This window comes from Deinococcus aquaedulcis (assembly GCF_019693445.1).
Taxonomy (GTDB): Bacteria; Deinococcota; Deinococci; order Deinococcales; family Deinococcaceae; genus Deinococcus; species Deinococcus aquaedulcis.
On sequence record NZ_JAHRBL010000001.1, the window covers coordinates 306,119 to 332,777 of the forward strand.

A 26,659-nucleotide genomic window follows, 5' to 3' on the forward strand; every position below is an offset into this window, starting at 1 on the left:
TGACCGCTCCCCACCCCCTTGGAGGCCGCCTGTGGAAGGGCTGATGCTCGCGCGGGTGCTGCGCGACCTGGGCCCGGCGCTGCCGCTGCGCACGCTGGGCTGGGCATTTCCCGACGAAACCACGGCGGCGCTGCTGCTCGACGGCCCCGGGCTGGAGGGGCGGCGCAATCTGGTGCTCAGCTACCGGCCGCCCACACCAGTGGTGTTTCTGTCGCGTGAGCGGCTGCGCGGCGAGCCCCACAACCCCTTCCAGCGCTTTCTGGTCGCGCGGGTGCGGGGCGACCTGCTGCGGGCCGAGCAGCTGAAACTGGACCGGGTGATCGCCCTGCATTTCGGCGGCGAATCGGGCTTCGTGGATCAGGCGCCCACCCGGCTGGTCTTTGAGGTGACGGGCCGCAACGCCAACCTGCTGGTGCTAGAGGGCGGCGAGGGCTTTGAGGGCCGCATCGTGATGGCCGCGCGGGAAATCACCGGCAGCCGCAACCGCTTCCGCACGGTGCGCACGGGCGGGCGCTACACGCCGCCGCCCCCGTACGACAAGCTGGACCCCCGCACCGTAGGCGAAGCGGACGCCCAGACGCTCGCGGCCCTGCCTATTGGCCGCTGGCGCGAGCGGCTGGACGGCCTGGGCCCGCTGCTGGGCGCCGAACTGGCCCGGCGTGCAGGGCTGCGGCCCGACGAGGCGCCCGGGGCCGCCTGGCCACAGACGCTGGCGGCCCTGCGCGCCCTGGTGCAGGACCCCACGGTGAGCGAGGGGGTGCTGCAGGGCGGGGCGCGCGAGGCGGCGCGCGGCGAAAAGGCGGCGGCGCTGCGCAAGGCCCTGCGCGAACCACTGGACAAGCGCCTGACGCTGCTGCGCAACCAGCTGTCGGACGTGGCCCGCGCCGAGGCCGGCCTGGACGACGCTGCCCGCGACCGCGCCGAGGCCGATCTGCTGATGGCCTACGCCCACACCATTCCCGCCGGGGCCGCCAGCGCCCTGCTGCCCGCCTTTGACGGCAGCGGCGAACAACCCCTCAGTCTGGACCCCACCCTCAGCGCCATTCAGAACGCCGAGAAACGCTATGCCCGCGCCCGGCGCCGCGAGGAGGTGTATCTGCGCCTCGCCGAGCGCGAAGAGGGCCTGCGCGCCGAACTGCAGGAGGCCGAAGCCCGCCTCGCGGCCCTGGATACCGCCGAGCTGGAAACCCTGGAGGCCCTCTCGGCCCGGCTGCAGACCGAGCGCCCGGAAAAAAGTCCGTATGGCGCGCGCTTTACCACCCCCGGCGGCTTCGAGGTGCTGGTGGGGCGCAACAACAAGGAGAACGCGACCCTCACGCACCGGCTGGGCAAGTCCATGGACCACTGGTTCCACGCCCAGGGCTACCCCGGCAGCCATGTGCTGGTGCGCTCGGGGGGGCGCGACCTGGACCTGCCGGACATCCTGTACGCCGCCCGGCTGGCAGCGGCCCATTCCAAGGCGCGCGGCAGCAGCAACGTGCCGGTGGATTACACCCGCATCAAGCACGTGTGGCGGCCCAGAGGCGCTCCCGCCGGGCAGGTGCACTACACCGACCAGAAAACGGTGTTCGTGGACGGCACCCTGCCCGCAGAGGGCAGCGGCGTGGCGAGTGGTTGACCGGGCAGGCAGGGGCGGAAAGTAAGGCGTACCCTGTCCGGGGGTGCAAAACGCGTACAATGCCGCTTTGTGGAACGCATCATGTTCAGGGCCAAGATTCACCGCGCGACTGTTACGCAGGCCGACCTGGACTATGTCGGCAGCGTGACGATTGACCAGGACCTGCTGGACGCGGCCGACATCCTGGTCAATGAGCGCGTGGACATCTACAACATCACCAACGGCAACCGCCTGAGCACCTATGCGCTCAGCGGCCCGCGCGGCAGCGGCGTCATTGGGATCAACGGCGCCGCCGCCCACCTGATGAAGCCCGGCGATCTGGTGATTATCGCTGCGTACGGCAACTTCACGGAGGAAGAGGCCCGCCGCCTGGAACCCCGCGTGGTGCATGTGGACGAGCGCAACCGGCAGCTGCATCTGGAACTGGTCTGAGGGTGGGGTAAAAGATGGGTGTGGGACGTGGGTTGTAGGGTGTAGGAACGGCAGAAGGCGAGGGCAGATAAGCCACTCGCCTGTTGCCTTCTTGCCCCTTTAACGCCCAGGTCCAGACGAGGCCGTCGAATGTGGCCCCACCCGCTCGGGGGCGGCCCCTCTGCGGAGCAGCTCTGCGAGTCGCTCATCTTGATTCGGTGACGTAGGCTCACTCGCTCTTGGGCGCGCAGCGCGCGGGCTATTGCGATGGGGCGGAGGATGGCGTCGAAGCCGGATACGTTGACGGATAGAGCAACTCCGCCGACGCCAGTAGAAACTCTTGCCCAGCGCAGCGCCGCTCCCCCTGTCACCAGGTTCCAGGCGCGTGAGTCGAACCAGCGGCAACGCGCAGGCCGCCCTGCGCGGCGAAGTCGTCTCCCCTCCGGGGTAGGGGGGCTGGGGCAACCGTCTCCAACCAACCCAGCCTCCCTCAGCCCCATGAAGAACACCTCCACAAATCCATAACCCGCCTCCGTTCCTCTCCCCACCTTTGCCCCCACCCCCGCCGCCCAGCATGACCCCATGCGCCGCCCCCACGCCCTTCTGCTTGCCCTCCTGCTGACCGCCCCCGCCCTGGCCGCCCCCACCGAAGCGCAGCTGAACGCTGTTCCAGCCACGCGCGTGGTGATGGGCGGCGCCGTGGTCCCCGGCACCCCAGCCAACCTCAACGCCAGCATCACCGTGCGCTACGGCAGCGCCAAACCCCGCGCGGTGCTGCTGCTGATGCCGGGGTTCCTGGGCGGCGCTGGCAGTTTTGACCGGCTGGCGCGGCAGATCGTGGCCCTGAATCCGAATGTGGCGGTGTGGGCGGTGGACCGCCGCAGCAACCTGCTCGAAGACCACGCGCCCATCCTGAAGGCCGGGCCTGCCGCCCTGGCCGGGCTGGTCAAGGACGGCCTGCCGGTGCGCACCCCGGACAGCGTGCCCTACCTCAAGGACTGGGGCCTGGACACCACCCTCAAAGACTGGCGCGTGGCGGTGCAGGCCGCGCGGGCGCTCACCCCCAACGTGTTTCTGGGCGGACACTCCATGGGCGGCACCCTCAGCGGCCTGTACGCCGCCTACGACTTTGCGGGGATGCCGGGGGCCCGGGACGTGCGCGGGCTGGTGATGCTTGACGGCCTGCCCGGCCTGATGAGCGGCCAGCCCCTGACCGCCGACGCCTATCGCAAGGGGGCCAGCAACCCTATTGGCCCGCTGCCGGGCCTGGACGGGCTGGCGCGGGCGCCGTATGTGGACGCGGTGTTCTTCAGCCCACGCCTCGCCAGCCGGGGCGCGGCCCAGGCGCGGCTGGCCCAGCTGGACCCGTCCGGGCGGGCACCGGCGGGGGGCCTCGTGCCCTTTCCGGCCACCAACATGGCCGCCGCCATGACCCAGCTGGACCAGCGCTACGCCCTGATTCCCTTCATGGCGATCAAGACCGGGCAGGCCACCAACGCCACCGAGGCCACCAACCTGCCCACCCTGGCCCTGGGCGGCAGGGACAGCCGCTGGATTGCGGGCGCCAAGGACCCCCGCCAGCCGGTGGGCTGGCAGGCCGACCCCGCTGCCCCCACCGACGCCGCCGACTTTGTGCGCCGCTACATCACCCCCCTGAGCGACTACGCCGAGTGGTACTTTCCCCAGCGCCTGACCCTGGACCTCGCCGCCGCCCGCACCGGCACGCGCGGCACCCCTTTTGAAAAGACGCTGCCGGTGTGGCACATGAACACGCTGAAGCTGCCCGTGCTGGGCATCGCCGCCGAACAGGGCGTGACCACCGAAGCCCAGTACCGCACGTTTGCGGCGGGCACCCAGGCCCAGCTGACCACCTTTACCCTGAAGGGCGCGGCGCACCTGGACATCGTGTCGGCGCGTGGGGATCAGGTGGCGCGCTGGATTGGCGCCTGGATGAGGCCGCTGGTGAAATAGGGGGGAGGCGGAAGGGGGAAGGCCGTCGATTCATCCGAGCAGATCAACCCGGTCTTGCTGGTCCCGTGTCTTGTACGCGCCTCCCCTAGGCTCCGGGATGGCTCATGACAGGCTGCCCCGGGTGCCGCTGGCTGGCCCGCTGACCATCCCGCTCTCCCAGGTGGCCAGCCTGGGCCAGCCACCGTTCCCGCTGCTCTGGCGTGCTGCGGCGCACTGGCCCCAGGCGCGTGGCCTGCACAGGCCGGAAGCCGCTAAAGGCCAGGGTGCGGTCCTTGACGCTGCGCACGGCGCTGTCGCCCGTCAGGTGCAGGTACCACGTGGGCGAGTCGCTGGTGACTATCACACGCGCGCTCCGGCCGCGCAGGAGTTGGGTGGGGAATGGGCGATTCTGGTACTGAAAGGCAAACCCTGGCAGGAAGGTGCGGTCCACAAACCCTTTGAGCAGGGCGGGCGGCGCCCCCCACCACACGGGGTACACGACGCACAGGTGCGTGCATCCACGTAACAGGGCCTGCATCCGTTCCAGATCGGCTTCTGGTGGCTGCGCGGCCCCGTACCCCCGGTGCAGAACGGGGTCAAAGTGCAGTTCGGCCAGGTGAATGAGGGTGACCGGCCCAGCGGCGCGGGCCCCCTGGGCGTAGCGTTCAGCCAGCGCGCGGCAGAAGCTGTCGGGGTTCGGGTGGGCGTTGATAACCAGCGTGGACATGCGGCCTCCAGGCTGCAGCGGCAGCCCCTGAGAGATCTTGACAGTGTCAAGTTGACTTGTTTCCAGGTTGCGCCATCATGTTGACAATGTCAAGTTCGCGCGGGTCTGCCCGCCCCTACCACCATGGCCTGCTGCGTCACGAGCTTCTGACGGCGGCCCGTACCCTGCTGGCCGGGCGCCCGGCCGCCGAATTGAGCCTGCGTGAGGTGGCCCGGCAGGCTGGGGTCAGCCACGCGGCGCCGTACCACCATTTCAGTGATCGGCACGCCCTGCTTCTGGCGCTGGGCGAGGTCTGTATGACGGAATTCGTGGCCGCGCAGGAGCAGGCCGCCGCCGCTCCGCCCACGCCATTGGCCCGGCTGGTGGCCCTGGGCGAGGCTTATGTGGGTTACGCTGCCCAGCATCCCCACGCCTTTACGCTGATCTTTGATCCGCAAGTGTGTCCACCGGGCTCCGTGTCGCCCCTGGCCCCCCTGATCGAGCGCAATCAGACGCTGCTGGCGCGCCTTCTTGCCGAGGCGCAGGCGAGCGGCGACCTGCAGACGGCCCAGCCTGAGGTGGTGGCCCAGGGACTCTGGGCCACGGTGCATGGCCTGGCACATCTGGTCATGAGCGGGCACCTGCCGCCCCACGCCACCGCCCAGATTCTCTGGGGCCTGCTCAGTGTGGAGTTCCGCGCAGCCACGCCACGGTAAAGCTAGTGTTGGCCGCCCTATCCCCAGAAGTGAAGGGCCGCCAGGACGCTGCCCAGCAGCGGGACCGCCGCCAGCGCCACGCGCTCGCGCCACAGGGCGACCAGAGCGAGCCCTGCACTCAGGCCCACCAGAGCCGGCAGAAGGGTGGGTGCGCTGCCTAATCCTCCGGGAAAGCCGCCGTCCGGCTCGAACCAGTACAGACGGGTCCACCACACCCCGTGAGGGCCGCCCAGCAGCAGGGCCGGATAGGCCAGCGCCGTCAGACTGGCCGCGCCCGCACTGGCCCCCAGCCACCATCGGCGGCGCCACAGCGCCCACAGGCCCAGCAGCGGACAGACGACAAGCAGCACAAGACCAGACTAGGGCGCCAACATGCCGATGAGCATAAAGAGCCCCCGCGCGTGGCGGGGGCAAAGGTGAGGACGGTGCTGGGTCGGTGAGGGGGTTGAAAAGGTCGGCTGGAACTGGGCGGCAGGCCCGGCCCTACGCCTCGTCGCTGTCCAGTTCGGTGTTCAGTTCGCGGTCAATGAACTTCAGGTAGCCCTGACGGCCGCTCTCACGGGTCCAGCGCTTCACACTGGTGCGCAGGCGGTTCACGCACTGCCGCAGGTCCTCGGCGCTGGGCCGCTGGTCCTCGCCCAGGTGGTTCAGCATCAGGGTTAGGCTGCGCAGGGCCGCGTCGTGGACCTCGGCACGTAGGCCGTCCAGGGCCCCTGGCTTGAACGGAAAGTTCGTGGCCTCGGCCCGGTAGCGGCGCGCCAGTTCCTCGTAGGCGGCGTCCACCTGGGCGTCGGTCAGCTCGGGGTGCTCGCCATACACACCCAGCACCGCCAGTTCCAGGGTGTTCAGCACCGGCAGAAAGCGGTCTTGGGGCAGGGTCACCGCAGCTTCTCCTGCAGGAAGGCGCTGAGGTCCGCAATCTTCACCCGCTCCTGCGCCAGCGTGTCGCGGTCACGCACGGTCACGGTGTCGGTCAGGGACGGGTCCTCGCCCTTGCCCACGGTGTCGAAGTCCACGGTGACGCAGTAGGGCGTGCCCACCTCGTCGTGGCGGCGGTAGGCCTTGCCGATGTTGCCGCTGTCCTCCAGGAGAATGCGCCCCAGGCCCAGCCGCTGCAGATCGCTCTTGATGGTGCGGGCCAGCTCGACCAGTTCGGGCTTGTTGCGGGCCAGCGGAATCACCGCCACCTTGATGGGCGCGAGGTGCGGCTTCAGTTTCAGCACAATGCGCTCGTTGCCGTTCTCCAGCGTTTCTTTGGTAAACGCCTCGCTCAGCACCGCCAGCATGGCGCGGTCCACGCCAGCACTGGGCTCGATCACAAAGGGCACCACCGGCTTGTTCGTCTCCGGGTGGGGAATGGTCAGCTTGGCCACGCTGTCGAGGTTCTCTTCGACCTTCGCCACCAGATTCAGTTCGCCCTGCGCCTTGGTGTGGCTCCCCAGGTCGTAGTCCGAGCGGTTGGCAATACCCTCGATTTCCTCGTGCCCCAGGGTGGGGTAGTCGTACATCAGGTCATAGGTGCGCTTGGAGTAGTGCGCGAGGTCCTCTTTGGGCACGTCCAGAATTTCAATCTTGCTTCTGGGCACCCCCTGGGCTTCCCACCAGCTCAGGCGTTTTTCCAGCCAGTGCTCGTGCCACTCTTCATCGGTGCCGGGCGTGCAGAAGAATTCAATCTCCATCTGTTCCAGTTCGCGCACGCGGAAGATAAAATTGCGCGGCGTGATCTCGTTGCGAAACGCCTTGCCAATCTGCGCGATGCCAAACGGCAGGCGGCGGCTGGTGGAGTCCACGACGTTCTTGAAGTTGGTAAAGATGCCCTGGGCGGTTTCCGGGCGCAGATAGCCGTAGCTGTCGTCATCGGCCACCGGGCCAATGGTCGTCTTGAACATCATGTTAAAGGGCTTGGGCTCGGTCCACTCGCCCACCTCGCCGGAGAAGGGATCGCGCACACCCGCCGCGCGCAGGGCTTCGCTGGCCTGTGCAGGGTTGGCATTCAGCGCCGCGATCAGGGCCGGGAAGTTCTCCGGCTCGGCGCCCATGCCCTCGGCCACTTTCGCAATCACGTCGGCCTTCTGGTCTTTCACCAGATGGTCCAGGCGGTAGCGCTTGTTGGTCTTTTTGTTGTCCACCATGGGGTCGCTAAACGTCGCCTCGTGCCCCGAGTGGCGCAGCACCTGCCGGTGCATGATGATGCTGGCGTCCAGCCCTTCCATGTCGTCGCGCTCGTAGACATTGCTGCGCCACCACGCGGCCTTGATGTTGTTCTTCAGCTCTACGCCCAGCGGGCCGTAGTCGTAAAAGCCCTGCAGGCCCCCGTAGATCTCCGAGCCCTGAAAAATAAAGCCCCGGCGCTTGCACAGGCTGACGAGTTCTTCCATTGACGTTGCGGGCATATGGGTCTCCTTCGGAGGGTCGAAGGGTCAAAGGGTCTAAGGGTCTAAGGAACAGCAGAACGGGTGTTCTTAGACTCTTTGACCCTCGACCCTTAGACCTCCACAACGAAACGTCCCCAGACGGACATTTCGCCGTCTGGGGACGCATGACATCACGCGCGGTTCCACCCCAGTTCCAGTCACCGCCCTCTGCGGCCAGACTGGCACTTTTGTCGCCTGCTCTGCTCCCCGCTGCCCTTCACGGCCCGCCACCCGCCTGACTCTCACCGCCACAGGCTCGCTCTAGGGTACGTGCGCCGCTACTCCTGCGGATCAACGCCCTCCAAGTCTGCGGCACCAGGGGCGGGGGGGTCAAGCTAGGCTGGCGTATGCGCCGCCTGCTTCTGCCCTTGCTGCTCCTGGGCTCCGCCACCGCCCTCACCCGCGCCGAGGTGGAGCGCTGGCCGGTGTTGTACCGCCAGGGCGACGTGAAACAGACCTTCACAGCGCCGGAAAAGGCCACCCTGTCAGCACTGATCGGGGGCTTGAACCGCAAACCCGAGGTACAGGCGCTGAAGAAGAAATACGAGTATTTCGGGGGCCTGAGTCTGACCGGCGTGCAGTTCAGTCTGGTGGCGCCGTTTCGGTCCGCTCGGCCCGAGCGCCTGACCGTCTTTGATGTGTACAGGAGTGAGCCGCCTATTGCGCTGGTGGTGCTGAGTGGAGGTACGTCTTCGGCGTGGATCGTTGAGCCAACAGGCAATATGAACCTCTGTGGCTGGAAACAGGGCTACACGCTGCGCGACCTGGATATGAACGGCCAGCGGGAGTTTGCACTGGTGGTCGGCTGTGGTGATGGGCCGTGGGGTGGATATGCGCTTGACCTTTTCGCGTGGCACAACGGCGAACTGCGCATGTGGGGCGGATTCCCGGTCTACCGCACCGAGCCGGAAAGCGACGGCATGAGCGGCGTTCAGCTGGAAACTCAGCGCACTGTCCATGTGCAAAAAGGCCGGGTGCCCCAGTTTGCCGCAGTCACGACCGAGCAGCGCACCCGTTGGACCGAAACGGGCCCGCCCCAGCGGCTGTCCACCCGCACCTTCACAGAGCCTGTACGCCTGGACGACGAAACCGGCTACCTTGTGCGCCGCCTCTGGTAAGTCGCCCCAACTTTCCCCCGCTCCCGTATTCTGTACGTTATGCCTGTTGCGGAATCACGTCCGGAAACCCACCCGGATTTTGAACTGGAAAGTCAGCACCTCTCGTCCACCGTGGCCGCCATGCTGCGGCAGATCGAATTCTGGGAAGACCGTGACCGCCAGATGGGCGCCGACCTGGAAACCAGCATCATCCTGGGCGACCAGGCCGAAGAATTTGCCGCCATGCTCTCGCCGCATGTGCACCAGCCGTACTTCGGCAGCCTGAAGGTGCGCGTGGCGGGGCGCGAGCAAACCCTGTACATCGGCAAGCACGGCTTTCGGGACGTGAAAGGGCCCTATTCGGTGGTCAGCTGGGACAGCGAGGTGGGCAGCCTGTTCTATTCGCAGGCGCTGGGCTGGACCCCGCGCAAGGGCAGTGCTGGCGTGATCAAGCGCCGCCGCCAGTTGGACATTCACGCCAAGACGCTGCTGCGCGTGACCGACCTGTATGACGATGAACAGGGCGGCGACACGGGTGGGCGCGAGGAAGTGCTGCTGCGCCGCCTGCAGGAAGGCAGCACGGCCGGCATGCGCGACGTGGTCGAAACCCTGCAGCCCGAGCAGAACGAGGCCATGCGCGCCCCGGCCGGCGTGCCAGTGATTATCCAGGGCGCGGCGGGCTCGGGGAAAACCACTATTGGCTTTCACCGCCTGGCCTGGATGACCAGCGCCGAACGTGGCCCCCACCGCGCCCGCCCCGAAGCCTGCATGGTGCTGATGCCCAACCGCGTGCTGGCCACCTACGCCGCGCGGATTCTGCCGGAACTGGGCATTGAGCGCGTGGTGGTGACCACCCCCGAAGCCTGGGCCACCGGCCTGCTGGGTCTGGAAAAGTTAGAGGTGACCGACCGGACGCTGAGCCTGCTGCTGACCGACCGCGACAACACCCGCCGGGCCCTGGCGTGGAGACGGGCCAAGCTGCTGGGCGACGCCCGCATGCTGGACGTGGTGCGCACCCACCTCTGGAACAGGTTTAACGCGGCGCTGCACGGTCAGAGCCTGCGGGAATCCATTGAGCTGCGGGGCCGAGGGCCCCAGGTCTTCGCCCTGGACGAAGCGCAACTGGCCAGCATGCTGCGCGACGTGTTTGCTGCTGATCCCCTGGAGGGCTACCGCACTGGCATGCGCCGCACCATTGAGGCCGAGGCCCTGTCCCGCCTGCGCCCCGCCGAGGACGAGGAAGCCAGTGTGCTGCGCCAGCTCTCCACGCCGCTGACCACCCTGCTGGGGCGCGTTTTCGCTTCCACCACGCCCATCACCGAGGCCCGGCGCCTGCTGGGCAGCCCCGAAGCCCTGGGGGCAAGTGGCCTGCTCACTGAGCGCGAGATTGCCCTGCTGGGCACTGATCCCCTCAGCGGCATTCCCACCCCCCGCCGCGCCCACGCCGACGTGACCGAGTTGCCCCTGATGCTGGCGGTGCAGGCCTTTACCGGCGGGATTGGCCGCCTGGACGGGCGTACGCTGGAACCGTTTGACCATGTGGTGCTGGACGAGGCGCAGGATTACTCGCCGCTGCTGTACGCCTTGCTGGGCCGCGCCACCCGTCCCGGGCACATCACGGCGCTGGGCGACCTGAACCAGGGCATGCACGGCTACAAGGGCCCCAGTTCCTGGGAAGCGGTGCAGGCCCAGCTGCCCGGCGCGCAGGTGCGCACGCTGGGGCGCACCTACCGCTCCACGCGGCAGATCACGGAGCTGGGCGCGCGCATTGCCGCCACCTACAACCGCGCGGCGGCCGTGCAGGGCGTGGACCGCGACGGCGCCGAGGTGCAGCGCTATACGGCCCCGGCGGAGAGCCCCCACGGCGAACTGCCCCTGATCGCCCAGGCGGTCAAAGACGCGCAGGCGGCCGGCCACACGAACATCGCCATTGTCACGCGCCGGAGCGTGGACGCCGACCGGTTGGCCGAGGCCCTGCGCGAGTTCGACACCGACGCCCAGCCGATCACCACGCAGGAGCACCGCTTCCGGGGCGGGCTGGTGATTCTGCCCGTGAACCTCGCCAAGGGGCTGGAATTCAGCGCGGCCATCGTGGCCAGCGCCAACGCCGAGACCTACGATGAAAGCACCGAGTACGAGCGGCGCCTGCTGTACGTGTCGGCCAGCCGCGCCCTGCACTGGCTGGCGCTGGTCAGCGTGGGCGACCTGCACCCACTGGTGGCCTGAGGCTGTGCCATGAACCCTAAGAGGGTGCTCCTGAGGGCAGGCTTCTTCAGGGAGTTAGAGCATGACATCCCCACTTCCACTGACCCTTCCATCGAGGAGGTTGGTGGCGAAGCGATCAGGCGTCACCGGGCCAGGGTCGTGGCCTACTTGGAGCAGGGAACAGTCTTGGCCGTGGCCGCCGGCCCTACTTCCGATTATTTTCAGCGGCCTGGGCGCCACATCATTGGCAGTTTGTGCCTGCAGACTGATGGGGTCTGGCTGTGGCCGTCAGATCTCTCGTACTACGTTCAGTACTATGGCGTTGCCGTGCCAGACGCATTTCTAGCCCATATGGAGGCCGGCGACTGGCGGCCATCGGCGCTGACCCGCGAAGAGCTCCGTCAGCTCGCTCTCCGGCCGAGGGGCTGAATCGTTTGGGGTTTCCTCTACACCCCACTCACCACCCCCCATTCCCCGCACGCCACAGTGCCGCATGGACGACCACAAAGCCCAAGGCGGCCTGCCCGCCGACGCCGGCAACGGCATGAGCGAGCGCAGCGGCGACACCCGCGACAGCCAGACAGGGTTGACCGAGACCTCAGTGGGCGGCAGCCACGTGACTGATATGCAGGACGAGACGGACACCCATACCCCAGACACCGGCACCACCTTCGGCACGGGGCCCAACGACGACACGCGGCAATAACGGCCGCCTCTTTCCCAGCCCCCGGCACCTTTGGCGCGGGGGCTTTTCGCGTACACTGACGGGCTGATGAGCGCCGCCGCCCGCCCCCCCCACACCCTGTCGGTGGCCCCCATGATGGACTGGACCGACCGGCACTGCCGCGTGTTTCACCGCACCCTGACGCGGCGCACGCTGCTGTACACCGAGATGGTTACCACTGGGGCCATTCTGCACGGGGACCGCGAGCGGCACCTGGGCTATTCGCCCGCCGAGCACCCGCTGGCCCTGCAACTGGGCGGCAGCGACCCGGCGGCCCTGGCCGAGTGCGCCCGCATGGCCCAGGACTGGGGCTACGCTGAAGTTAACCTGAACTGCGGCTGCCCCAGTGACCGCGTACAGAACGGCTCGTTCGGCGCCTGCCTGATGGGCACGCCGGATGTGGTGGCCCGCGCCGTGAACGCCATGCGCGGCGCCACCACCCTGCCCGTGACCGTCAAACACCGCATCGGCATTGACGACCTGGACAGCTACGAGCACCTCACAGCCTTTGTGCGCACGGTGGCCGCCGCCGGTTGCGAGACCTTCATCGTGCACGCGCGCAAGGCGTGGCTCTCGGGCCTGTCCCCGAAGGAGAACCGCGAGATTCCCCCGCTGCGCTACGAGGTGGTGCGGCAGCTGAAGGCGGATTTTCCCCACCTCACCGTCGTTCTGAACGGGGGCGTGCTAAGCCTGGATGCGGCGCAGGAGGCCCTGGCCTGGGCCGATGGCGTGATGATCGGCCGCGCCGCCTACCAGGAGCCGTACCTGCTGGCAGAGGCCGATGGCCGGATTTTTGGCCAGCAGACCCAGCCGGTGACGCGGCGCGAGGCCATCGAAGCCTACCTGCCCTACGTGGACGCGCAGTTGGCCGCCGGACAACCGCTCAACCGCATGATGAAACACACCCTGGGCCTGTTTGCCGGCCAGCCCGGCGCCCGCCACTGGAAGCGAACTCTCTCCGAACAGGGCCACAAGCCCGGCGCGGGGCTGGCCGTGGTGCGCGAAGCCCTGGCTGGCGTGCCCGCCAGCGTGCTGGACGCCCGCCCAGAGGTGGGGGAGAGGCAGACAGCGTAAGCCGGTGATTGGGCTGGGCAAGCGGAGAGGTAAAGGTCTGGAAGGCTCGCCCCCATTGCCTTCCCTCCAAACAAGCAAAAGCGGCGGAGTTGATCGCTCCGCCGCTTCTGCCCGCTTTTCCCACTCCCTACACCCCACTCCCCACTTCCCCCTTCACCCCCTGCGCGTGAAGTCCACCTCGCCGGGCAGCCGTTCAATCCAGGCCACCAGCAGGTCAATGCACGCTTTCACGTCGCGCTCGTCCACCATTTCGCTGGGCGAGTGCATGTAGCGGTTGGGAATGCTCACCACGGCGGTGGGCACCCCGGCGCGCACCAGGGTCAGGGCGTCGGCGTCGGTGCCGGAGTAGCGGCCCGAGGCGCTGAGGGAAAAGGGAATGTCGGCTTCGCGGGCGGCGTCGGTCATCTGGCGCAGGATCACCGGGCTCACCATAGGCCCGGCCGTGAGGTTCGCGCCGGAGCCAAAGGGCGCCACGCCGTACTTTTTCTCGCTCACGCCGGGCTGCTTCGTTTCGTGGGTCACGTCCACGGCCACGCCCGCCACCGGGTTCAGGGCGTAGCCGCTGACCTGCGCGCCAAACACGCCAATCTCTTCCTGGCTGGTGCCCACCGCCACCACGCGGTAGGGCAGCGCCTTGTCTTTCAGCGCGCGCAGGGCTTCAAGCACAATAAACGCCCCCACGCGGTTGTCCAGCGCGCGGCCCACCACCTTGTTGCCCACCATCAGCGGCCCCTGCTCAATGACGGCGTAGGTGCCCACCGGCACCTGGGCCTGCACCTCTTCCTTGCTCAGGCCCACGTCAATCCACAGGTCCTCAATCTTGCTGGCCTTGGTGCGCTCCTCAGCCTCCATCACGTGAATGGCTTTCTTGCCCACCACACCGATCAGGTCGCCGCCCGGCGCCAGCACGCGCAGGCGCTGGCCCACCAGCACCTGTGGGTCCCAGCCGCCCACCGGCAGCACGCTCAGAAAGCCTTCCTCGCCCACGTGCGAGACGATCAGGCCAATCTCGTCCAGGTGGCCCATCAGGGCGATGGTGGGGCCGTCCTCGGGGCCCAGTTCGGCGTAGGCGTTGCCGTAATGGTCCTCACGGGTGCGGGCAAAGGCGGCGGCTTCTTGCAGCCACACGTCGGCGGCGCGGCGCTCCAGGCCGCTGGGGGCGGCCACGTCCAGCAGGCGGAACAGAAATTCCCGGTTGATGATGGTCACGCCCGCGAGTCTACGCGCCTGGGCGGGGCCGCCTATACGCCAATATGCTGAGGCCATGACCCCCCCCCAGCCCCCGGAATTGCCCGAAATAGAGGTGCAGGTGGACCCCCAGCACCTGCCCAGCCACAGCACCCCGGAGCGGCAGGTGTTCGCCTACGTGGTGCGCATTGAAAACCGCAGCGACCAGACCTGGAAACTGCTTGCGCGCCACTGGGAGATTGTGGACGCCCGTGGCCGCACGGTGACCGTAGACGGCGAGGGCGTGGTGGGCGAGCAGCCCATCCTGCCGCCGGGGGGCGTGTTCGTCTACGACTCGTTCGTGACGCTGGACGCCGCCCCCGGGCGCATGGGCGGCCACTACCTGATGCAGGGCGCGTGGGGCGAACAGGTGCGCGTGCCCATCGCGCCCTTTCGCCTCGCGGCGCCCGGCGAGACCCTGCTGAATTGAGAGGGCTGAACTGAAACAAAAGCACAATTCCCGCTGCCGGGGCAGAACTCGGTATCATCGGGGCCATGTCGCATCGCCTGTGCCTGCTTCTGATTGACGACAACCCGGCCGATCTGTTGCTGGCGCAAGAAGCGTTTGCCGAACACGCTGACCAGGTGTCGGTGTCCACCTGCCGCGATGGGGAGTCGGCGCTGGCGTACCTGCGCGACCGCACGCACAGCCTGCCCGACGTGGTGATTCTGGACATCAACATGCCCCAGATGAACGGCTTTGAGGTGCTGCGCGCCATCCGCGCCGACCCGGAACTGCGCCATCTGCCGGTGGTGATGCTGACCACCTCAGACAGCAAAAAGGACATTGATCAGGCCTACGATCTCTTTGCCAGCTCATACATGGTCAAGCGGGGCAATTTTGCGGCGTTCGTGGAACAGGTGGACCAGTTCGTGCAGTTCTGGCGCGAATGCCGCTTTAAACAGGACCGCGAGTCGCTCTCCACCCGCTGAGGCCACAGAGGCACGTCGAGAGGGCAGGTGCCTGTCAGGGCCTGCCCTCCGGCCTGTGGCGGCAGCGCCCGGGTCCCTTTTCACTCCTGCCCCCCAAGGTTCAGGAAACGTTAAAGGCACCTGGGCCCCGGACCCGTCAGCATAAACGGCGCTGTGTCCCGTTCCCTGTCTGTTCTGCTGGTCGACGACGCGCCGACAGATCTGCTGTTGGCGCAGGAGGTCTTTGGCGACCATGCCCCTGACGTGCAGCTGCGCACCGCCTGCGGCGCCCAGCTGGCGTTTGCCCTTTTGCGGGACAGTGCGCACCCCCTTCCTGATCTGATTCTGGTGGACGTGAACATGGCCGGCATGGACGGCTTCGAGTTCCTGACCCAGCTGCGCGCCAGCCCGGAACTGGCCCACCTGCCGGTCATCATGCTCTCGGGATCTGAAGCGCAGCACGATGTGGACCGCGCCTACGACTTGCAGGCCACCGCCTTTCTGGTCAAGGCCCTGAGCCTGAGCGACTTTATGGCGCAGGTGGAGCACATCGTGAATTTCTGGCGGGGCTGCCGATTCCGCACAGCGCGCATTCCGGTGGGCTAAAGGCCAGCCGGGCCACGGCGGCCCAAATTCCCGCCGAGAAACCGCAGGCGCCTGCACAGGCGCCTGCGGTTCTCTCAGGATTCAGTGGGCCGTGTGTTCTTCGTGCGTCTTCACGTCCTCGTCCACCGCCTGTGCCGAGAGGGGGCGCCGTCGGTTCAGGTCAAAGGCGTCGCCCGCCGAGAGCACATGCAGGCGCACGTCGTACAGTGACAGGGGCTCGTCGGTGCGGGCCTCGGCAATGTTGGAATGGGTGATGCCCGCGCCGTCGGCCACATAGACGGCGCCGCTGCCAATCACGTGGAAATGGCTCCCTTGCACCACGATGGCGGTGTCCTCGTCAATGCCGATCCCCAGCACGCGCGGGTTCTGGGCCACCGCGCCCAGCAGGCGGCCCATGCGCCCGCGCTCGGCGAAGTGCTGGTCAATAATCACGCCGCGCACCAGACCCAGACCCGGCGCCATCTGCAGGTCGCCTATGCGGTAGGACTCGCGGCTGGGGCCCTTGACCAGCATCGTCTCGCACATCACCGAGGCCCCCGCCGAGGTGCCCGCCACCACGCCGCCCCGCTCGTACACCTCGCGGATGCGGGCTTCCAGCGGCGTGTCGCCAATCTGGCTGGTAATGCGCAGCTGGTCGCCCCCCGAGAAAAAGACCCCCCGGGCACCGTCGAACAGCGCCAGCTTCTCGGGCTGCGAGGCCTCGGGGCGCTCCTCCACGTACAGCTCGGTCAGTTCGCCCACGCTCAGGCCTTCAAAGCCCTGCTGGTAGCTCTCGAAATAGCCTTCGGGTTTGTGCGAGGCCACGGTGGCGATCACCAGCCGCCCGCCGTCCACGTGCCGGGCCACCTCCTTCAGAATCTCGCGCCCGCGCTCTTTGTCCTCGTGCCCACCGATGATGATGAGGGTGCCGCGCCCCGGGCGCGCGCCCCGCTCCTGGTGGTCTCTGTCCTGGGTGTGTCGTTCCTGGTCTTTAGCCACCTTGATGCTCCTCGGTTTTCTGCAGGTAAACGTGCGGGCGGTTCAGGCCCTCGTGGTGGTAAGCCACCGGCATGTGGGGACTGTTGTGCCACCAGCCCACCTGGCCGCCGGGGGTCAGGGCAATGCCGCCGGCCGTGCCGCCCACGCGGGTGCGCATGGCCTCCAGCACCTCGCGCAGGGCGCCTTCGGGGGCCTGCTGCGGCAGGCGGTGCATGAACCGGGCGGCCACCATCATGCGGGCAATGCTCTCGCCCTCGCCGGTCAGGGCCACCGCGCCCACCGCATCATCGGCGTAAAAGCCGCAGCCCGGCTGGGGCGAGTCGCCCACGCGCCCTACCCGCTGCCCGCTCAGGCCGCCCGTGGACACCCCGGCCACAAGGTGCCCCTGCCCGTCCAGCGCCACGCAGCCCACCGTGTCATGCGATTCAAAGGCGGCGCGCTGTTCGGGGGCGATCATGTCGTCCGGGTCACACAGCTCGGCGCCGCGTTCCGTGGCAAAGCGGTGGGCGCCGGGGCCGATCAGCAAGATCTCCGACTCGCGCAGCAGGGCGCGCGCCACGCTCACCGGGTGGCGCACCCCGGGCAGGCCCGCGACCGCGCCCACCTCCAGCGTCTGGCCGTCCATCAGCGCCGCGTCCATCTCCACCTTGCCGTCAGCATTCAGGGCCGAGCCGTAGCCCGCGTTGAAGGTGGGGTCGTCTTCCAGCACGCGGATGGCCGCCTCCACGGCGTCCACAGCGCGGCCACCCGCCTGCAGAATCTGGTGGCCAGCGTTCAGCGCGGCCAGCACCCCGGCGCGGCTGGCGGCCTGCTTTTCCGGGGGCACCTCAGTGGCCCCCCCGTGAACGATGATGGCCCAGCGGCCCTGTTCCTCCGCTCCCTGTCCTTCAGTCATGCGAAGCCCCCTGGCCCTGGCTGGCCGGCTGCGGCAGGGCGCCGCGCGGAATGTGCGAGCTGTCAAAGTCCAGAATCTGCTGCCACGTGTCTTCCACCTCGGTGGCCAGCAGAATCACCAAGTCCCCTGGCTGGGCCAGCCGCAGGGCGTGGGCCACTGATTCGGCCTCATTCAGGATGGTGGTCAGGCGCTCTGGCTCGGCCCCAGCGCGGCGCGCACCCTGTTCGACCAGTGCCGCGCCCTCGCCCATCCGGCGGCCCCGGCGCAGCTCGTCCTCGCGGATGATCAGGTGGTCAAAAGCTTTGGCGGCAATTTCGCCCATGCGCACGATGTCCTCGTCGCGGCGGTCGCCGGCCACGCCCATCACGCCGATCACGCGGCCCTTGGGTGGGCGCAGGTGCGAAACCAGTTCGCGCAGGTATTCCAGGCCAGACGGATTGTGCGCGTAGTCCAGCAGCACCCGGAAGGGGTGGCCGTCGTACAGGTTCAGGCGGCCGGGGCTCTGTTCAAAGGAGGTGGAGAACGACCCCAGGGCCGAGCGGATCACGCTCAACTCCACGTTCTGCGCTGCGGCAATGGCCGCCGCCGCCAGGGCGTTTTGCACGTTCACCTGCGCGTAGCCCCCCAGCGTGGCCGGAATGTCACGCGCGCGCATGATGGGCCGGCGCTGCCCGCCTTCGTACAGCACGATCTCGTCCCCCAGCACCGTGGGTTCGCGCACCACCGCCGTACCGCCCCCCGCGATGTGCGCCTGCAGCTCCCGGGAGCAGGCGTTGCCGCCGTTCATGGAAAACAGCGTGATCTGGCCGCCCGCCTTGCGCCGCATGCGCAGGGTCAGGGGATCGTCGGCGTTCAGGACACTGGTGCCGTGGTCCGTGACCACCTCCACCACCAGCGACTTGACCCAGGCGAGGTCTTCAATGGTCTCAATGCCCTTCAGGCCCAGGTGGTCGGGCTGAATATTCAGCACCGCGCCCACGTCGCAGCGGTCAAAGCCCAGGCCCTCGCGCAGAATGCCGCCCCGGGCGGTTTCCAGCACCGCGACTTCCACGTTGGGGTCACTCAGGACCACTTTGGCGCTCTTGGGGCCGGTGGTGTCGCCGCTGACGATCTGCTCGCCGTCAATGTAGATGCCGTTGGAGGTGGTCAGGCCCACCACGCGCCCGGCGTGGCGCAGGATGTGGGCCACCATGCGCGAGGTGGTGCTTTTGCCGTTGGTGCCGGTGATCGAGATGATCGGCATGCGGCAGGGGGTATCCCTGGGAAAGAGCATGCTGAGCACCGGGGCCGCCACGTTGCGCGGCGTGCCTTCTGAAGGCTGCAGGTGCATGCGGAAGCCGGGCGCGGCGTTCACCTCCACGATGCCGCCGCCCGTGGCATGCACCGACTTCGAGATGTCCGGGCTGATCAGGTCAATGCCCGCCACATCCAGCCCGATCACCTGCGCGGCCCGGCGGGCAATGGTCACGTTTTCCGGGTGGGCCACGTCGGTGCGGTCCACGGCGGTGCCGCCTGTGGACAGGTTGGCGGTGTCGCGCAGGTACACCACCTCGCCGGCGGCGGGCACGGTGTCCGGGGTGCGGCCACCGCGCGCCAGCAGGGTGCGCACGTGCCCGTCAATCTTGATGCGGGTCATCACGTTCTCGTGGCCGTCGCCGCGCCGGGGGTCCTTGTTGACCTCTTCAACCAGTTCGGTGATGGTGCGCTGGCCGTCTCCGATGACATGGGCGGGCACGCGCTCGGCCACGGCAATCACCTGCCCGTTCACCACCAGCACGCGGTGGTCGTTGCCGGTGTAGTACTGCTCCACCACCACCTGCCGGCTGTGCTGGCGCGCTTCTTCAAAGCCCTGGCGCACCTGTTCGTCGCTGCTCAGGTTCAGCGAGACCCCCCGGCCGTGGTTGCCGTCCAGCGGCTTGGTCACCACCGGCCCGCGCAGGCGCCGGGCGGCGGCCACGGCGTCTTCGGCCGTCTGCACCACCACGCCCTGCGGCACCGGCAGGCCCGCGCGGTCCAGCAGGCGCTTGGTGAGGTCCTTGTCGCTGGCGGTGCTGGTGGCAATGTGCGGCGTCTTGCTGGTGATGCTGGCGCGCACCTGCTGCTGGTATTTGCCGTAGCCCAGCTGCACGAGGCTCTGGTCGTCCAGCCGCAGAAACGGAATGCCCCGGCGCTCGGCCTCGCTCACCAGCGACTGGGTGGTGGGCCCCAGGGCAAACTTGCGCACCAGTCGCCGCAGTTCGCCCAGTTCGGTCTGAAAATCAAAGGAGGAGTCCAGGTCCAGGCGCGCGGCTTCTTCCGGCAGGAGCCGTGCCAGTCCCTGTATACCCTGCAGTTCTGGCGGCAGGAGGCTCTGCACCAGCCGCAGCGCCATTACGCCCGCCAGCAGGCCCACGCGCTCCTCTTTGTACGAATACAGCACGTTGTACACGCCGGGCTGACCCTTCACGGAGCGGGTCTTGCCGTAGGTGACGCGGGTGCCAGCCAGGGTCTGCAGGTCCAGCGCCACGTGTTCAGCCACATGCCCCAGCCAGGTGCCGTCCCGCAGCCGCCGGATGAAGCCCCCGGGTTCGCGGTAGCAGCAGCCGTGGGCCTGCAGCGAAGGCAGAAGGGCCACCAGACGGTCGGTGAAGCCCGGCAGCGTGTTGGAGGGGAACTGCTCCAGCGCGCCCAGGTCCAGCTGAAAGCGAATCATGGGTTCGTAGCCGTAGATGTTCGGGCCACGGTAAATCTGTTTTTCCAGCACGCGCATGGGCGCAGCGGCGGCAGGCGAGCCCACTGGCCCGCCTGCTTTAGGGTCTGGATTGGTCATGGGCGGTCTCCTTGGGCGTCGCCACGTCATCGTGGCTGCTTTGGAGGCTAGAGCCCGCCTGCCCGCGTTCATTTCTCATTCCTCTGTTGGGCACTTCAGCCAGCTTCAGCGCGCTCAGAGAGGGACCTAAAGGCGCCTTTAAGTTTGGCGTCAGCTTCAGGGGACACTGGGTTGCCCTCTCCATCTCTTCTCAGCTTTGGAGGCAGACCGGCTTTTCATACCAACGACGAACCCCCGGCTGAAAACCGGGGGTGACTTCGTCTGGTGTGGTGGGCGGTATAGGATTTGAACCTACGACCCCTCGCGTGTGAAGCGAGTGCTCTACCGCTGAGCTAACCGCCCTGATGCTTGTGGTGGGCCCTGCCGGATTTGAACCGGCAACCAATCGGTTATGAGCCGACTGCTCTGACCGTTGAGCTAAGAGCCCGTGGGCACGCCGCTGGTGGCAGAGCCGCCTTCAAGGCGAGGGGAAGTGTAGCAGCGCCCTTTGCCGGTTGTCAAACGTGGGGCCCGGGGGGGCGGGCCCTCGGGTACAGTGCGGGACATGCGTGCAGTGCATGTGGCCTCGGAAGTCTTTCCGTTCTCGCGCTCGGGCGGCCTGGGGGACGTGCTGGGGGCGCTCCCGGCCGTGCAGGCCCGGCACGGTGCCAGCGTCACCGTGGTGTCGCCCTGGTACGCTGATATTCGCCAGGACGTGCGGGAAGTGTGGCGCGGCGAGCTCTCGGCGCCCGGGTACCCGGCGCTGGGCGAGGTGCGTCTGGGGGAAACCGAGGCCCACGGCGTACGCCACCTGTTTGTGGGCCTGCCGGTCTTTGACCGCCCCGGGCTGTACCACCCCGACGACGTGTGGCGCTACTGCCAGTTTGGCCGCGCCGTGGGCCCCGCGCTGGAGGTGCTGGGGGCGGTGCCCGAGGTGCTGCACGGCCACGACTGGCAGGCCGGGCTGGCGGTGGCCTGGGCGCGGCTGCGCGGCATTCCTGGCGTGTTCAGCATTCACAACCTGCAGTACCAGGGCCGCTGGAACCTGCACGAGGCGGCCGGCTGGACCGGGCTGCCGCCTCAGGCCTTTACCGCTGAAACCCTGGAGTTTTACGGCGACGTGAGCCTGATGAAAGCCGGGCTGGTGTTTGCCTCGCAGGTCACCACCGTCAGCCCCACCTACGCCCGCGAGATCCTGACCCCCGAGTACGGCGAGGGTCTGCAGGGCCTGCTGCATCGCCTGGCCGGGGAAGGGCGCCTGAGCGGCATCCTCAACGGCCTGGACCAGGAGCGTTGGGACCCGCGCACCGACCCCGACATTCGCCCCTACCGCGACCTGCGTGGCAAGGTGGCGGCGGGCCGGGCCCTGCGCGCCGAGTTCGGCCTGGACAGCGCCCCGGTGCTGGGCGTGGTCAGCCGGCTTGCCGAGCAAAAGGGCATGGACCTGCTGCTGGCGGCGCTGCCCGAACTGGTGCAGGACTGGAACGTGGTGGTGCTGGGCGGCGGTGATCCCCGCCTGGAAGCGGGGCTGCAGGAGTGGGCCGGGCACGCGCGCGTGGCCTACGCGGCCGGCATGAACGAGCCGCTGGCCCACCGCATCTACGCGGGCGCCGACGCTTTTGCCATGCCCAGCCGCTTCGAGCCCTGCGGCCTGTCGCAGATGATCGCCATGCGCTACGGCACCCTGCCGGTGGTGCGCGAAACTGGCGGGCTGGTGGACACGGTGCCCCCCAATGTGGGCTTCCGCTTTGGCCCCGCCACCCCCGAGGCCTTCCTGGCCGCCTGCCGCGAGGCGCGCGCCGCCTGCGAGGACCGCATGGACTGGCGCGCGCGCGTCAAGCGGGCCATGGCCCTGGACTTCAGCTGGGACGGCCCGGCGGGCGCCTACCTGGGGCTGTACGAGGCGGTGCGCGCCGCGCCCCTGACCCCTGTGGCGGGGCTGGCGTGACCGGGTCAGAGGTTCAGGGGGACGGGGTGCAACTGGGCGACCTGCAGGTCGAAGCGGTGGCCCCGCAGGCGCTGACGCCCGCCCTGGCTGCCCTGTACGACACGGGCCCGGAGGACGTCGCCTGGATGGCCGAGACCTGCGAGGCCGCGTGGCTGGTTTCGGAAGTGCAACTGGTGACCGGGCAGGCGCGCGAGGTGGTCGTGGGCGCTGCTGGGGCCCGGCCCAGCCCGGCCCACGGCGCAGAATTGCTGGGCGGGGTCTTTGCGGGTCCGCGCCGCGCCGAGGTCACTGGGCTGCTGGCCAGCGCCGCCCGGCAGGCCCTGGGTCGGGTGTACGCCTTTGCCGACGGCAGCCTCTTTGCCCCCGAGCTGCTGCTGCAGGCCGGCTGGCGCGAGGCAGGCGCCTACCGCCGCCTGGAGGGCCGCGTGCCTTACCGGGTTGCCGCGCCGCCACCCGGAGTGGAGCTGGTGTCGCTGGCCGACGCGGCCCCGCAGGCCCGCCTGCAGGCCCTGCAAAGTTTCGAGGACCGCATCGGGCACCATGCGGTGACCCCCGAAGCCGCCCAGGCCGGTGCCGGCGGCTTCGACCCCGCGCTGAGCGTGGTGGCCCTGGACGCCGAGGGGCAGGGGATCGGCGTGTGCCGGGCGGCGCTGGAGGACGTGGACGGTGCCCGCGTGGCCCGCCTGGACGCCCCGGGGGTGCAGCCCCTGTGGCGCCACACCCCCCTGCGCGCCGCCCTACTGGCCGAGGTCTGCGCGCGGCTGCGTGCCCAGGGCGCCACCCACCTGAGCATGGATTCCTGGGGCGACACCCCCGAGGAACTCGCCCACGACCTGGGCTGGGGCCTGCATGTGACCGACGAGACGCCCATCCTGGCCTCGGCGGAGGGCGCGCCAGGGGAGGGCGGCGCGGTAGCATCCGGGGCGTGAATCTGGCCGTTGTGCTCGTGTCTCCCAAAACCCCTGGCAATATCGGCGCGGCGGCGCGCGCGATGCTGAATATGGGCGCGCGCGACCTGCGGCTGGTCGCCCCGCGCTGCGACCACCTGGACTCCGGGGCGGTGGCGATGGCGGTCCATGCCGCCGACCTGCTGCGCGGGGCCCGCGTGTACCCCACCCTGCGCGAGGCCCTGGCTGACCGCGACCTGAGTGTGGGCACCACCGCCCGCCTGCGCGCCGACCTGCCCCCGCCCCAGCACCCCGCCTACGTGCGCCCGCTGGTGCGCGCCGCCGCCGCGCCCGCCCTGGTGTTTGGCCCCGAGGAAACCGGCCTGATCAACAGTGACCTGGAGCAGTGCCAGGTGGCGGTGCGGGTGCCCACCGGGGATTACGCCAGCCTGAACCTCGCGCAGGCGGTTCTGCTGGTGTGCTACGAGTTCCTGCAGGGCCAGGACGAACTGCCCGAGCGCACCCGCAAGACCGCCACCCGCGAAGAGATGGAAGCCATGTACGGCCACCTGCACGACACCATGCGTTTGATCGGCTATACCGACGCGGTGCGTGCCCGCCATACCCTGCGCCTGTGGCGGGCCATGCTGGACCGCGCCCTGATGACCAGCGCCGAAAGCCGCCTGTTCCGGGGCCTGCTGCGGCAGGTGGCCTGGAAGGTGGAGGACGCCGCGCGCCGGGGCACCGCCGAGCCGCGTCCGGCGCATGGTGCGGCTGGCAGCGAGACGGGAGACGACCAGACCCCATGAGCGCCCCCACCGGGCCCGCCGAGGACACGCCCGCCCTCCCCGTGCCGCTGGACCCGGACCGCGTCCACCCGGAAGAGCGCGGCTTCCGCCTCTCGGACCGGGTGCGGGTGGTGCGCAATGTGCTGCCGCCGCTGATCGTGCTGGTGGTGGGTGTGGTGGAGTTCCTGATTTCGCGTCTGCCCGTGCCCCGGCAGGAACTGTGGGCGCACCTGCTCTTTTACGGGCTGGTGGGGCCGGCCGTGACCTACTTCAGCGTGGAGTGGATTGCCCAGGGCACCCGCGCCCGCGAGCGCGCCGAGCGTGAATTGCGGGACCTGTACGGCCAGCTGCACGCCAGCCACGCCCAGCTGGGCGCGGTGCAGGCCCTCATGCGCGACCTGACCGACGCCCCCGACATGGGCGCGGTGCTGGAGGTGGCCGCCCGGGGCGCCCTGCGGGTGACGGGGGCCGTCCACGCCACCCTGACGGTCCCGGGTGGCCTGAGTGCCTCGGCGGGCAGTGGAGCTGTGGGCGGGGCCGCGCCCACCCCCGCCGCGTACACCCTGAAGGTGCCCGTGCCCGGCGGTGGCGCTCTGGCCCTGGGGTTTGCCCAGCCGCCGGCCGAAGCCACCGAGGCCCTAGCCCAGGCCCTGGCCGCCGAGGTGGCGCGCGGCGTGGAAGCGGTGCGCCAGCGCACCCTGGACCTGATGACGCTGTACTCGGTGGACCAGAGCATCCGCGCCGAGCGCAACATGCGCCGCCTGCTCTCGCGCGTGACCCGCACGATGGCCGAGCGCGCCGGTGCCGAGGCCCGCGCGGTCTTTCTCAGCGACCAGGACGGCGTGCTGCGCCTGGAATATGCCCAGGACCGCCAGGGTGAGAAGCCCGGTGGCCTGCCCGCCCCGCCCTTTGCGCAGCAGGTGGCGCAAGCGGGCGCGCCCCTCACCGCCGCCGATGAGGGCGCCGCTGGGGTCTTTCCGGGCGCGCGCAGCGTGCTGGGCATTCCCATGCGCGATGAAGAAGGGCTGGTGGGCGTGATCGTGCTGGGCGACGCCCGGGACCGCGCCTTTGATGACGCCCGGGTGTCGCTGCTGGCCCTGATGGCGGGGCAGGCCACCCTGGCGGTGCGCAATGCCCGCGCCTACCTCTATTCCGAGGAACTGGCGATCAGCGACGAGCGCGCCCGTATTGCGCGCGAGATTCACGACGGGGTGGCGCAGTCGCTGGCCTTTGCCGCCCTGAAGCTGGACATAGTGGCCCGGCAACTGCACGCCGACCCCGCCAAGGCCGAGGCCGAGGTGCGCGCCGCCACCCAGCTGCTGCGCGAGCAGATCCGCGAGGTGCGCCGCTCGATTTTTGCCCTGCGTCCCATTGACCTGGAACGCTACGGCCTGCTGGAAACCGTGCGGCGCTACGTGCTGGATTTCGGTGAGCAGAACAACATCCGCGCCCAGCTGAACATCAGCGGCGACGTGCAACTCTCGCCCGGCGACGAGGCCGTGGTGTTCCGCATCCTGCAAGAAAGCCTGAACAACGTCGCCAAGCATGCCCGCGCCCAGGAGGTCAAGGTGACCCTGCACGGCGGCGAACGCGTGACCCTGCGGGTGCAGGACGACGGCGCCGGCTTTGATCCGGCCACCATCACCGGGCGGGTGAGCAGCGCGGGCGGCCTGGGCCTGTTGCAGATGCGCGAGCGGGTAGAGGCGCGCGGCGGCACCTACCGCGTGCTCTCCAGCCCCGGTCACGGCACCCTGGTGGAAGCCGAACTGCCCCAGGGCTGAGCCGGACGGCTAGACCATTCAGACGAGAAGTGGACCCTCCTCGCCTCTTGGGTCTATTTCCTGAACCTCCGCTGCTGTTCTTCCTCAGCTCTGCCGCGCTGCAAGGTCGTCTGGTCGGCAACATTCCAGCATGGGTGACTGAATTTTTTGGAGTTCAGAGGCGACGCGCCGCTGCGTGGGCGGCTGGCTCCCGTATGCTGGGGGGCAGATGAGCGCCGTGATTCACCTGCAAGCCCTGGGACTGACCGAGTACGAGGCCCGGGCGTACACCGCCCTGCTGGCCCTGGGCCGCGCGGTCCCGGCCCGGGTGGCCCGGCAGGCCGGCATTCCCCGGCCCAAGATCTACGAAACCCTGGAACGCCTCGAGGGCCGGGGGCTGGCCGCCAAGGTGGGTCAGAACCCCCTGGAATACGCGCCTCTGAGTGCCCGCGAATACCTGGCCCGCGCCCGGCGCGCCTTTGATGACCGCCTGGGTGCCCTGGACCGCGACCTCTCGCGCTTGACCCCCGACCCTGCCCCCGAGGCCGTGTACCACCTGTACGGCGAGGCCGCCATTCGCAGCCTGTGCGAAGATCTGACCTTGAATGCCCGCCGCAGTCTGTATATGGCCGGCGAACCCGCCCTGGCCGAGCGCTTGGAGCGCCTGACCCCCCGGGGTGTGGCCCTGCACCGCGCGGGGCTGGCGAACCTGCCCAGCATTGCCGCGCCGGGCCAGCGCGCCTTCCTGCTGGCGCGCGACGGCGAGGCCGCCCTGATCGCCCACTTTATTGAAGAGGGCGGCAGTGGCGAGGCCCACGGGGTGCACACCCACAACCCTGTCATCATTCATCTGATCGAAGGCTACGTGCAGCTCAGCGCGCAGCACGCTGCCCCCGCCAGCGCGCCGCAGAGTTGACAGCCCTGGGGGCCGCTGTTAATCTATCTGAGCCCGCTA

The 26,659-nt window shown here is 68.9% G+C and carries 24 protein-coding genes and 2 tRNA genes; 16 read left to right on the forward strand and 10 right to left on the reverse strand.

Going from position 1 to position 26,659, the window contains the following annotated elements:
• Nucleotides 1-31 precede the first annotated feature (31 nt).
• The 3 genes from KMW22_RS01425 to KMW22_RS01435 all read left to right on the forward strand — a co-directional run bounded on the left by KMW22_RS01425 (nucleotide 32) and on the right by KMW22_RS01435 (nucleotide 4,000).
• On the forward strand, nucleotides 32-1,618 hold the full coding sequence (locus KMW22_RS01425) for an Rqc2 family fibronectin-binding protein (protein ID WP_221088221.1): 1,587 nt from the start codon (nucleotides 32-34) through the stop codon (nucleotides 1,616-1,618).
• 69 nt (nucleotides 1,619-1,687) lie between these two features.
• Complete coding sequence (gene panD / locus KMW22_RS01430) at nucleotides 1,688-2,050, forward strand: aspartate 1-decarboxylase (RefSeq protein ID WP_221088222.1); 363 nt, start codon at nucleotides 1,688-1,690, stop codon at nucleotides 2,048-2,050.
• Nucleotides 2,051-2,611: 561 nt separating this feature from the next.
• Nucleotides 2,612-4,000: an alpha/beta hydrolase gene (locus tag KMW22_RS01435; protein ID WP_221088223.1), complete on the forward strand. Its 1,389-nt coding sequence runs from the start codon at nucleotides 2,612-2,614 to the stop codon at nucleotides 3,998-4,000.
• Nucleotides 4,001-4,085: 85 nt separating this feature from the next.
• Here the strand turns inward: KMW22_RS01435 and KMW22_RS01440 are convergent, their stop codons facing one another.
• Entirely contained in the window at nucleotides 4,086-4,706 is a 621-nt protein-coding gene (locus KMW22_RS01440) for an NAD(P)H-dependent oxidoreductase (RefSeq protein ID WP_221088224.1), read from the reverse strand.
• Nucleotides 4,707-4,792: 86 nt separating this feature from the next.
• On the opposite strand from KMW22_RS01440, the gene KMW22_RS01445 reads away from it, so the two are divergent.
• Nucleotides 4,793-5,401, forward strand: coding sequence for a TetR/AcrR family transcriptional regulator (locus tag KMW22_RS01445; protein WP_221088225.1), 609 nt, complete (start codon nucleotides 4,793-4,795; stop codon nucleotides 5,399-5,401).
• Between the two features lie 17 nt (nucleotides 5,402-5,418).
• Here the strand turns inward: KMW22_RS01445 and KMW22_RS01450 are convergent, their stop codons facing one another.
• The 3 genes from KMW22_RS01450 to KMW22_RS01460 all read right to left on the reverse strand — a co-directional run bounded on the left by KMW22_RS01450 (nucleotide 5,419) and on the right by KMW22_RS01460 (nucleotide 7,794).
• Nucleotides 5,419-5,751, reverse strand: a complete 333-nt coding sequence (locus tag KMW22_RS01450; RefSeq protein WP_221088226.1) for a hypothetical protein — start codon at nucleotides 5,749-5,751, stop codon at nucleotides 5,419-5,421.
• 133 nt (nucleotides 5,752-5,884) lie between these two features.
• Nucleotides 5,885-6,283, reverse strand: a complete 399-nt coding sequence (locus KMW22_RS01455; RefSeq protein ID WP_328774549.1) for a hypothetical protein — start codon at nucleotides 6,281-6,283, stop codon at nucleotides 5,885-5,887.
• Complete coding sequence (locus KMW22_RS01460; protein WP_221088227.1) at nucleotides 6,280-7,794, reverse strand: glycine--tRNA ligase; 1,515 nt, start codon at nucleotides 7,792-7,794, stop codon at nucleotides 6,280-6,282. Before KMW22_RS01460 ends, KMW22_RS01455 begins: the two co-directional genes overlap by 4 nt.
• A 368-nt stretch (nucleotides 7,795-8,162) precedes the next feature.
• Between KMW22_RS01460 and KMW22_RS01465 the strand changes: the two genes are divergently transcribed.
• From KMW22_RS01465 to dusA, 4 genes are all read left to right on the forward strand, one after another.
• Nucleotides 8,163-8,933, forward strand: coding sequence for a hypothetical protein (locus KMW22_RS01465; protein WP_221088228.1), 771 nt, complete (start codon nucleotides 8,163-8,165; stop codon nucleotides 8,931-8,933).
• Nucleotides 8,934-8,972: 39 nt separating this feature from the next.
• Complete coding sequence (locus KMW22_RS01470; RefSeq protein WP_328774550.1) at nucleotides 8,973-11,138, forward strand: HelD family protein; 2,166 nt, start codon at nucleotides 8,973-8,975, stop codon at nucleotides 11,136-11,138.
• Between the two features lie 472 nt (nucleotides 11,139-11,610).
• Nucleotides 11,611-11,823 carry a hypothetical protein gene (locus KMW22_RS01475; protein ID WP_221088229.1) on the forward strand — a complete coding sequence of 71 codons (213 nt, stop codon included), beginning with the start codon at nucleotides 11,611-11,613 and terminating at the stop codon, nucleotides 11,821-11,823.
• A gap of 66 nt (nucleotides 11,824-11,889) precedes the next feature.
• Nucleotides 11,890-12,915 carry a tRNA dihydrouridine(20/20a) synthase DusA gene (dusA, locus tag KMW22_RS01480; protein WP_221088230.1) on the forward strand — a complete coding sequence of 342 codons (1,026 nt, stop codon included), beginning with the start codon at nucleotides 11,890-11,892 and terminating at the stop codon, nucleotides 12,913-12,915.
• A gap of 153 nt (nucleotides 12,916-13,068) precedes the next feature.
• Here the strand turns inward: dusA and KMW22_RS01485 are convergent, their stop codons facing one another.
• Nucleotides 13,069-14,124 (reverse strand): M42 family metallopeptidase, encoded by a 1,056-nt coding sequence (locus KMW22_RS01485; protein ID WP_328774551.1) that lies wholly within the window; start codon nucleotides 14,122-14,124, stop codon nucleotides 13,069-13,071.
• A 55-nt stretch (nucleotides 14,125-14,179) separates the two neighbouring features.
• Here KMW22_RS01485 and apaG point away from each other — a divergent pair, with 55 nt between their 5' ends.
• The 3 genes from apaG to KMW22_RS01500 all read left to right on the forward strand — a co-directional run bounded on the left by apaG (nucleotide 14,180) and on the right by KMW22_RS01500 (nucleotide 15,660).
• On the forward strand, nucleotides 14,180-14,572 hold the full coding sequence (apaG, locus tag KMW22_RS01490) for a Co2+/Mg2+ efflux protein ApaG (protein WP_221088232.1): 393 nt from the start codon (nucleotides 14,180-14,182) through the stop codon (nucleotides 14,570-14,572).
• Nucleotides 14,573-14,637: 65 nt separating this feature from the next.
• Complete coding sequence (locus KMW22_RS01495; protein WP_221088233.1) at nucleotides 14,638-15,075, forward strand: response regulator; 438 nt, start codon at nucleotides 14,638-14,640, stop codon at nucleotides 15,073-15,075.
• 153 nt (nucleotides 15,076-15,228) lie between these two features.
• Nucleotides 15,229-15,660 (forward strand): response regulator, encoded by a 432-nt coding sequence (locus tag KMW22_RS01500; RefSeq protein ID WP_221088234.1) that lies wholly within the window; start codon nucleotides 15,229-15,231, stop codon nucleotides 15,658-15,660.
• Between the two features lie 81 nt (nucleotides 15,661-15,741).
• Here KMW22_RS01500 and KMW22_RS01505 read toward each other — a convergent pair whose 3' ends face one another.
• From KMW22_RS01505 to KMW22_RS01525, 5 genes are all read right to left on the reverse strand, one after another.
• Nucleotides 15,742-16,638, reverse strand: coding sequence for a cyanophycinase (locus KMW22_RS01505; protein WP_221088235.1), 897 nt, complete (start codon nucleotides 16,636-16,638; stop codon nucleotides 15,742-15,744).
• Complete coding sequence (locus KMW22_RS01510; protein ID WP_221088236.1) at nucleotides 16,631-17,533, reverse strand: isoaspartyl peptidase/L-asparaginase family protein; 903 nt, start codon at nucleotides 17,531-17,533, stop codon at nucleotides 16,631-16,633. Before KMW22_RS01510 ends, KMW22_RS01505 begins: the two co-directional genes overlap by 8 nt.
• Nucleotides 17,526-20,342, reverse strand: coding sequence for a cyanophycin synthetase (cphA, locus tag KMW22_RS01515; protein ID WP_407928413.1), 2,817 nt, complete (start codon nucleotides 20,340-20,342; stop codon nucleotides 17,526-17,528). Before cphA ends, KMW22_RS01510 begins: the two co-directional genes overlap by 8 nt.
• A gap of 267 nt (nucleotides 20,343-20,609) precedes the next feature.
• Nucleotides 20,610-20,684: transfer RNA gene (locus KMW22_RS01520), tRNA-Val, on the reverse strand.
• 9 nt (nucleotides 20,685-20,693) lie between these two features.
• Nucleotides 20,694-20,769, reverse strand: a tRNA-Ile gene (locus tag KMW22_RS01525).
• A 117-nt stretch (nucleotides 20,770-20,886) separates the two neighbouring features.
• Here KMW22_RS01525 and KMW22_RS01530 point away from each other — a divergent pair.
• From KMW22_RS01530 to KMW22_RS01550, 5 genes are all read left to right on the forward strand, one after another.
• On the forward strand, nucleotides 20,887-22,269 hold the full coding sequence (locus KMW22_RS01530) for a glycogen synthase (protein WP_221088237.1): 1,383 nt from the start codon (nucleotides 20,887-20,889) through the stop codon (nucleotides 22,267-22,269).
• Nucleotides 22,266-23,198, forward strand: coding sequence for a hypothetical protein (locus KMW22_RS01535; protein ID WP_328774552.1), 933 nt, complete (start codon nucleotides 22,266-22,268; stop codon nucleotides 23,196-23,198). The genes KMW22_RS01530 and KMW22_RS01535 overlap by 4 nt, the downstream gene beginning before the upstream one ends.
• Entirely contained in the window at nucleotides 23,195-23,965 is a 771-nt protein-coding gene (locus KMW22_RS01540) for an RNA methyltransferase (protein ID WP_328774553.1), read from the forward strand. Before KMW22_RS01535 ends, KMW22_RS01540 begins: the two co-directional genes overlap by 4 nt.
• A complete protein-coding gene (locus tag KMW22_RS01545; RefSeq protein ID WP_221088238.1) occupies nucleotides 23,962-25,725 on the forward strand; it encodes a GAF domain-containing sensor histidine kinase in 1,764 nt (587 codons plus the stop codon). The genes KMW22_RS01540 and KMW22_RS01545 overlap by 4 nt, the downstream gene beginning before the upstream one ends.
• 208 nt (nucleotides 25,726-25,933) lie before the next feature.
• Nucleotides 25,934-26,620 (forward strand): TrmB family transcriptional regulator, encoded by a 687-nt coding sequence (locus KMW22_RS01550; protein ID WP_221088239.1) that lies wholly within the window; start codon nucleotides 25,934-25,936, stop codon nucleotides 26,618-26,620.
• Nucleotides 26,621-26,659: the final 39 nt, after the last annotated feature.